The organism is uncultured Arthrobacter sp., from assembly GCF_964021775.1.
Classification (GTDB): Bacteria; Actinomycetota; Actinomycetes; order Actinomycetales; family Micrococcaceae; genus Arthrobacter.
The window spans coordinates 106,247-114,242 of the sequence record NZ_CAXHZI010000009.1; the positions used below are offsets into that span (position 1 = coordinate 106,247).

The following is a 7,996-nucleotide window of genomic DNA, read 5'->3' on the forward strand; positions in this document are numbered from 1 at the left end:
CCTTTCATCGCTTGCGCGCTTTGGGATCGAGCGCATCACGCAGGGCGTCGCCCAGCATGATGAAGCTCAGGACGGTGATGGACAGCGCGATGGCCGGCCAGAGCAGCGGCATCGGGTTGGACCGCAGGGACGCCTGCGCGGCCTGGATGTCGTTGCCCCAGGACATGACGCTCGGCGGCAGGCCGATGCCAAGGAAGGACAGGGTGGATTCCGCGACGATGAAGGTGCCCAGCGAAATGGTGGCCACCACGATGATCGGCGCGAGCGAGTTCGGCATGACGTGGCGCATGAGCGCGCCGAACTTGGAAACACCCAGGGACCGGGCCGCCGTCACGAAGTCCGCGTTGCGGACCTCGATCACGGCGCCGCGGGTGATGCGGGCGATCTGCGGCCAGCCGAAGGTGACCAGGATCAGCACCAGCGTCCAGGCCGTGCGGTTGGCACGGAACACCGGCAGCTGCATCATCACGATGGCGCCCAGGATCAGCGGCAGCGCGAAGAAGATGTCGTTGATGCGGGCCAGGATGGCGTCCACCCAGCCGCCGTAGTAGCCGGCGAGGGCGCCCATGACGCCGCCGATCAGCAGCACGCCAAGGGTGGTGAAGAGTCCCACGGTCACCGAGGAGCGCGTGCCGAAGATGACGCGGGCGTACACGTCACAGCCCTGCTGGGTGAAGCCGAGCGGGTGCCCGGCCGCCGGTCCGGCGTCGGAGTTGGCCAGCTGGCACGCCTCCGACGCCGGATCGATTCCGGAGAAAAGCGACGGGAAAAGGGAGACGGCGACGACGACGAGGATCAGGAAGGCGGAGATCAGGAAGAGCGGCTGCCTGCGCAGGTTCTTCCAGGCCTCGCCCCAAAGGCTCAGCGGGGCTTGGTCTTCCTTGACCTTGTCGGTGGCCTGCAGCGGTGTCTCGGCGAAATCGGCGACGAAGTGTTCGACGTGCCGCTTGGCCGGCGACGCGATGCGCGTCTCGGGGGTCATGTTCTCAGGCGTCATAGCGGATCCTCGGGTCAAGCCAGGCGTACAGCAGGTCTACAAGCAGGTTGGATACGACATAGATCAGCACGAGCACCGTGACGATCGAGACGACCGTGGGGCCTTCACCCTGCGTGACGGCGCGGTAGAGCCGGTTGCCGACGCCGGGCACGTTGAAGATGCCTTCGGTGACGATGGCGCCGCCCATCAGGGCGCCGAGGTCGGCGCCGAGGAAGGTGATCACCGGGATCAGCGAGTTGCGGAGGATGTGCACGCGGACGACGCGGAACCGGGACAGCCCCTTGGCAGTCGCGGTGCGGACGTAGTCGGCGTTCATGTTTTCGATCACGCTGGTCCGGGTCAGGCGCAGGACGTAGGCGAAGGAGCCCAGGCCGAGGACGATCGCCGGCAGGATCAGATCCTGGACGGTGGCGGCCGAGCTGACCGTCGGTTTGGCCCAGCCGAGCTGGACGCCGATGGTGAACTGCAGCAGGAAGCCGAGCACGAAGATCGGGATGCCGATCACGATCAGGGAGGCGATCAGGACGGTCGCGTCGAAGAACTTGCCCTTCCGCAGGCCCGCGATGAGGCCGAAGATGATGCCGAAGACGGCTTCGAAGATCAGGGCCATGACGGCCAGCCGGGCGGTGACCGGGAAGACCTCGCCCAGCACGGCGGCGATCGGGCGTCCGGAGAAGTCCTGGCCCAGGTCAAAGGTGAAGATCCCCTTGAGGTAGAGCAGGTATTGGATCCAGAAGGGCTGGTCCAGGTGGTACTGCTCCCGGAGCCGCGCCGCGACGGCCTCGTTGACCGGCTTGTCGCCGAAGAGGGCCACGATGGGGTCCCCGGGCAGGCTGAACACCAGGAAGTAGACGAGCAGCGTGGCGCCCAGGAATACCGGGATCAGCTGCAGGAAACGCTTGAGGATGTAAGTCGCCATCAGCGAACGACACCCCCGTCAGCAGGCATCCTGTCCAAGGATGCGGCGGAGTTGTTCATCGAAGAACCTTTTCACTAAGGGTGCAGCCGTTGCCGGGGCGGATCACGCAGGCCCGGCTGCGAAGTACACCGGCCGGAGCCGGTGCTTAGAAATTGGGGTGGAAGCAAAACAACGGCGGGGGCCCCATCCTGGCTGCCCCCGCCGTCGTTCAGTTATTACTTACCGGTGATGTTGTAGTACAGCGGAACGCCGTTCCAGCCGTAGTCAACGTTGGTGACCTTGTCGCTCCAGCCACCCTGGGCGACCTGGTACCACAGCGGGATGGCCGGAAGGTCGGTCAGGAGGATTTCCTGGGCCTTGTTCATGGCCTTGTTGCCTTCGCTGACCGAGGAAGCGGCAAGACCTTCAGAGATGGCCTTGTCGAACGCCGGGTTGGCGTAGCGGGCGTCGTTGGAACCGGCGCCGGTCTTGTAGATCGGGCCGAGGAAGTTGTACAGCGACGGGTAGTCGGCCTGCCAGCCGGCGCGGATCGAACCGGTCAGCGTGCCTGCGGTGGCGTCGTTGCGGGCTTCCTTGAAGGTGGCGTACGGCTTGCCTTCAACCTTGATGCCGAGGGTGTTCTTGAGCTGGTTCACAACAGCCTCGACCCATGCCTTGTGGCCGCCCTTGTCGGCGTTGTAGGCGATGGTGAAGGTCTTGTTCGCGTCCCACTTCTGGATGGCGTCAGCCTTGGCCCAGGTGGCCTTGGCCTTCTCGGCGTCGAACTTCAGGTTCTCGGAACCCGGGATCGAGTCGCTGTAGCCGTCCAGGACGGGGGCGGTGAAGTCCTTGGCGGGCTGGCGGGCGCCGCTGAAGATGACCTTGGTGATCTCGTCGCGGTTGATGGCCATGGAGAGGGCCTGGCGGCGGAGCTTGCCGGCTTCACCGCTCCACTCCGGGAGGTATTCCGGAATCGCGATGGTCTGGTTGCCGGCGTACGGCTTGTTGATGGTGCGCTCACCCAGGTCGGACTTGAAGTTCTTCAGGGCGCTCGTCGGGATGGTCTGCAGGATGTCCAGGTTGTTGGACAGCAGGTCCTGGTACGCGGCGTCGTCGTTCTGGAAGATCTTGAACGTCACGCCGGCGTTCTTGGCCTTGCGCGGGCCGTTGTATTCCGGGTTCGGAACCAGCTGGATCTGCACGTTGTGCTGCCAGCCGCCGTCGGCCAGCTTGTACGGGCCGTTGCCGACCGGCTTCTCGCCGAAGCCCTTCGGGTCCTTCAGCGCACCGGAGGGAACCGGCACGAAGGCGCTGTAGCCGAGGCGCAGCGGCCAGTCGGATTCCGGCTGCTTGAGCTGGACGGTGAAGGTCTGGTCGTCGACGACCTTCAGGCCGGACATGGTCTCAACCTTGGAGCCCTCGGCGCTGGCCTCGTCGTAACCCTTGATGCTTTCGAAGAAGCTGCCGCTGAGCTGGGCGTTCTTCGCGGCTGCACCGAAGTTCCAGGAATCGACGAAGGTCTTGGCCGTGATGGCCTCGCCGTTCGTGAACTTCTGGTCCTTCTTGATCTTGATGGTGAAGTTCTGGCCGTCCTTGCCCTCAATGGACTCGGCGAGTTCGTTCACGGGCTTGCCGCTGGGGTCGTAGCTGACCAGGCCGGCGAAGATCATGTCGATGACCTTGCCGCCGCCAACCTCGTTGGTGTCGGCCGGCATCAGCGGGCGCTGCGGCTCCGAGCCGTCGGCGATGATGACCTTGCTGGTGTCGCCACCGGTGCTGCCGCCAGCGGTGTTGGAACCGCCGCCGCCGCAACCGGTCAGGGCCAGAGCGGCGATCGCCACCATGCCCAGTGCTTTGGAAGTGCGCGAAAAACGCATTCCGCCTCCTAAGAGTTGTGGGAGTTCGTGCGGGAGAGACTTGTGCTTCCCGGCAGGCCCGGGCACAGGGATATCCCTGTGACGTGGCCTACATATGCAAGTAGCCTAACCGCAAGAAGTCCGAATGGTGGAACTCCGTTGCCAAACCGTGACTCGACAACTTCATGACGGCTAGCGTCAATCGAAACGTATTTCAAGTCACAGACTACTCGCTGGTAGCATACGCCTTCCGCACGGCACCGGGTTACGGTCCGTTAACCGAAACCCTCCCCCGCGGCCCCCTAGCTCGCGCCCGAAAGCAGCTGGGCGCGCAGTTCCCTCCGCTCGCGCTGCTTCTCCGGATCCGGCAGCGGAACGGCGGCCAGGAGCCGCTGCGTGTAGGGCTCCTGCGGGTTCCGGAGGATCTGGTCGCGGGTGCCCTGCTCAACGATCCGGCCCCGCTGCATCACGCAGATGCGGTCGGCCAGGACATCCACCACGGCCAGGTCGTGGGTGACGAACAGGCAGGCGAAGCCAAGCTCCTTCTGCAGGTTTTGGAAGAGTTCCAGCACCTTGGCCTGGACCGACACGTCCAGGGCCGAGGTGGGTTCGTCCGCCACCATCAGCTTCGGCTTCAGCGACAGCGCCCGGGCGATGCCGACGCGCTGCTTCTGGCCGCCGGAGAGCTCGTGCGGGTAGCGGTTGCGGTAGTCCCGCGGCAGCTCGACCTGGTCCAGCAGCGCCTCGATCCGGCCCTGGAGTTCGGCGCCCTTGGCCACCTTGGCGAGGAACATCGGTTCGCCGATGCTTTCGCCGATCGGCAGCCGCGGGTTCAGCGAGGACGACGGGTCCTGGAAGACCATACCGACGTGCCGGCGCATCTCGTGCAGCTGCCGGCCGTTCTTCTTGGCGGCGGAGATGTCCTGTCCCACGACCTTCATGGTGCCCGCGGCGACGGGCAGCAGGCCGACGGCGGCCCGGCCGATCGTCGTCTTACCGGACCCGGACTCGCCCACCAGGCCGACTACCTGGCCCGGGTAGATGGCGAGGTTGGCGCCCTCGACGGCGCGGAAGGCCGGCACCCGACCCTGCTTGGGGTACTCGATCGCGACGTCGGTGAGTTCCAGCACCGGTTCGCCCAGCGGCGTCGCCGGTCCGGCCGCGGCGGCGGCCAGCGCGGCGGCGTTTTCGCGTTCGCGCCGGAGCAGCTCCGTCCGTGGGACCGCGTCGAGCTCGGCGTGCGTTGCCGCGGCGAGGGCGGCCGTGACGTCGACGTCGTCGTCGGTGGCCGTGCCGCCCTGCCCCAGGTGCGGGACGGCCGCGAGCAGGGCCTTGGTGTACTCGTGCTGCGGGTTGTGGAAAATCTCCTCGGCGGTGCCCGTCTCCACGATCAGCCCCCGGCGCATCACGGCGATCCGGTCCGCGAGGTCCGCAACGACGCCCATGTCATGGGTGATCAGCACAATCGCGCTGTCCAGCTTGTTGCGCAGGTTGCGCATGAGGTCCAGGATTTCGGCCTGGACGGTGACGTCCAGGGCGGTGGTGGGCTCGTCCGCGATCAGCAGCTTGGGGTCGCAGGAGAGCGACTGGGCGATCATGGCGCGCTGCCGCTGCCCGCCGGAGAGCTGGTGCGGGTAGGACTTGAAGGCCTTTTCCGGGTCCGGCAGTTCCACCAGTTCGAGCATCCGCACGGCACGCTCTTTGGCCTGGTCCGGTGAGACCTCGTTGTGCAGCCGGATGGTTTCCACGATCTGCGCACCCACGGTGTAAACCGGGTTCAGGGCGGTCATGGGCTCCTGGAAGATGACCGCGACGTCCTTGCCGCGGACGTGGCGGATGTTCGCCTCGTTGCCGCCGAGCAGTTCCTTCCCGGCGAGCTTCACGCTGCCGCTGACCCGGCTGTTGCTCGGCAGCAGGCCCAGAAGCGCCATCGAACTGGCGCTCTTGCCGGAGCCGGACTCCCCCACGATCGCCAGGACCTCGCCGGCGCGCACCTCGTAGTTCAGGCCGATTGCGGCGGGAACCCACTTTTTGTCCACGCCGAAGTCGACGCTGAGGTCCCGGACCTCCAGGACCATGCCACCTTTGCCGGGCGCGGGAGCCGGGGCCGGATCCAGGGTGATGAAGTCAGTCATTATGGGTTTTTCCTTCCACCCGAGCCGCCGCCGCACCGGTGATTAGTGCTGGAACTCGGAATACTGAATTATGGGGGGCATGAGCACTGTGCCCTCTGCCGGAAACGTTGAAGTCTTCAAGGCCCGGACGAATAAATGGTTCGCCTGGCTGGCCTGGACCGTGGCGGTCGTCGGCCTGGTGGTGACGGTCTCCTCGTCCGGCCCCGCGGCGCTGCCCACCACGGCGCCGTTGCTGCTGGTCGCGTTGCTGGGCTGGCAGTTCTTCTGGATGCCCGCCGTCGTGGTGCACGACGGCGGCGTCACCCTGGAGAACCCGTTCCGCACCGTGCTGGTGCCGTGGGCGGCCCTGGTGCACGTGGACACCCGCTACGCCCTCACCCTCGTGACGGCGGACAAGAGCTATGCGGCCTGGGCCGCACCGGCCCCCGGCATCTGGGGCGGACGCAATGCCCGCCCCGAGGACCTGCGCGGGCTGCCGGACACCAGCTACGGCCCCGGACAGTCGGTCCGGCCCGGCGACCTCAAGACCACCGACTCCGGCCAGGCAGCACGCCTGGTGCGGACCCGCTGGCGGGAACTGGTGGAAAGCGGCGCCCTCGCCGCAGGCGACGCCGACGCGGCGGCTGTGACCGTCACGCCGCGCTGGGCGCCGATCGCCGGCGTCGTGCTGCTGCTCGCGGCAAGCTACTGGGCGGTGGCCGCCCAGTAGCTTGCCGCGGCCGGCGAAAGAGCTGCCGCGCATCTAGTGGTCCTTGGGTCCGTCAAGGGCGGTCACCGGCGTGGCCTCAGGGGCCCGGCCGGCCGTGTCCTGAGCTTTCTTGGCATTGAACTTCTTTTGCCGCGGATCGAACGCATCCCGCAGGCCGTCGCCGATGAAGTTGATGCTGAGGCAGATCAGCACGATGAACAGGCCCGGGAACCAGAACAGCCAGGGCCGGGTGGAGAAGGCCTGCTGGTTCTGCGAGATGAGCAGGCCCAGCGAGGTATCCGGGGCCTTGACGCCGACGCCGAGGAAGCTCAGCGCCGTCTCGGTGAGGATCGCCGCAGACATGGTCAGCGTGACGTTGACGATCAGCACGCCGACGGCGTTCGGCAGGATGTGCTTGAAGATGATCCGGGCGTTGCTCGCCCCGGAGATCCGGGCCGCGTCGACGAACTCGCGCTCTCGCAGGGACAGGAACTCGCCGCGCATCAGGCGGGCCAGGCTCACCCAGCTGATCAGCCCGAGGAAGATTCCCAGGGCCAGGACGCCGTTGGTGCTGGCGAAGGCGGAGAACCAGCTGCCCGAGTCACGCCGGCCGGCCATCTGTGCCATCACGGCGGCCAGCAGCAGCGCCGGAACGATGATGATGACGTCGGTCAGCCGCATCAGGATTGCTTCGGCCCAGCCGCGGAAGTAGCCCGAGACGGCCCCGACCACCACGCCGATCAGGCCGGCGATCAGGCCGATGACGAACATGACCGTGATGGACTGCTGCGCCCCGCGCATGGTCATGGCAAACAGGTCGCGGCCGATCCGGTCCTGCCCGAAGGGGTGCTCGCCCCAGGCCAGCGGCCAGAGCGAGGAGGTCGGCGCGCCGTCGTTGACCAGCGGTGAGACCTGCTCGTGGTTGTATTTCCACCAGCCCGGGATGCCCCAGTAACCGACGGAGGTGAACGCGAGGATGAAGATGAAGGCGAAGACCACCAGGCCGATGATGGCGCCGGAGTGGCCGAGGAAACGCTTGCGGACAATCTGGCCCTGGCTTAGTCCCTTCGCTTCGAGGACGGGCTCGATGCCGGCCGCGGGCGTGGGCTGCAGTGCGGCCTCTTCGGCCATGATTTCGTCCTGCTGGCTTGGCTGGCTCATGCTTTTACCCTTACGCGCGGATCAAGTGCGGAGTAGGCGAGGTCCGCGATGAGGTTGAACACCATGGCTGTGATGGCGACGCACAGGAAGACACCCATGACAGGGTTCGGGTCCACGTGCGAGATGCCGTCCAGGAAGAGGAAGCCCATGCCACGGACGGAGAACACCGATTCGGTGATGACGGCGCCGCCGATCAACCCGCCGATGTCGAAGGCCACGATGGTGGCGATCGGGATCAGCGCGTTGCGGAAGGCGTGGCGC

7 protein-coding genes are annotated in these 7,996 nt (G+C 66.5%); 1 reads left to right on the forward strand and 6 read right to left on the reverse strand.

All coding sequences use genetic code 11. The features are described from left to right. Positions 1–4: 4 nt before the first annotated feature. The 4 genes from ABIN76_RS10340 to ABIN76_RS10355 form a co-directional block, all read right to left on the reverse strand. Positions 5–982, reverse strand: coding sequence for an ABC transporter permease (locus tag ABIN76_RS10340; protein ID WP_346959635.1), 978 nt, complete (start codon positions 980–982; stop codon positions 5–7). Positions 983–986: 4 nt separating this feature from the next. After that, the gene (locus ABIN76_RS10345) at positions 987–1,916 is read right to left on the reverse strand and encodes an ABC transporter permease (protein ID WP_175321298.1); all 930 of its coding nucleotides are present in this window, start codon (positions 1,914–1,916) and stop codon (positions 987–989) included. Between the two features lie 215 nt (positions 1,917–2,131). Further along, a complete protein-coding gene (locus ABIN76_RS10350; RefSeq protein ID WP_346959620.1) occupies positions 2,132–3,772 on the reverse strand; it encodes an ABC transporter substrate-binding protein in 1,641 nt (546 codons plus the stop codon). 281 nt (positions 3,773–4,053) lie between these two features. Then, the gene (locus ABIN76_RS10355; protein WP_346959621.1) at positions 4,054–5,886 is read right to left on the reverse strand and encodes an ABC transporter ATP-binding protein; all 1,833 of its coding nucleotides are present in this window, start codon (positions 5,884–5,886) and stop codon (positions 4,054–4,056) included. Positions 5,887–5,965: 79 nt separating this feature from the next. On the opposite strand from ABIN76_RS10355, the gene ABIN76_RS10360 reads away from it, so the two are divergent. Beyond that, entirely contained in the window at positions 5,966–6,595 is a 630-nt protein-coding gene (locus ABIN76_RS10360; RefSeq protein WP_346959622.1) for a PH domain-containing protein, read from the forward strand. 33 nt (positions 6,596–6,628) lie between these two features. On the opposite strand, the gene ABIN76_RS10365 is transcribed toward ABIN76_RS10360, so the two are convergent. Next, the gene (locus tag ABIN76_RS10365) at positions 6,629–7,705 is read right to left on the reverse strand and encodes an ABC transporter permease (protein ID WP_346959636.1); all 1,077 of its coding nucleotides are present in this window, start codon (positions 7,703–7,705) and stop codon (positions 6,629–6,631) included. A gap of 26 nt (positions 7,706–7,731) precedes the next feature. After that, positions 7,732–7,996 (reverse strand): ABC transporter permease (locus ABIN76_RS10370; protein WP_346959623.1); only part of this gene is annotated, 265 nt, incomplete at its 5' end.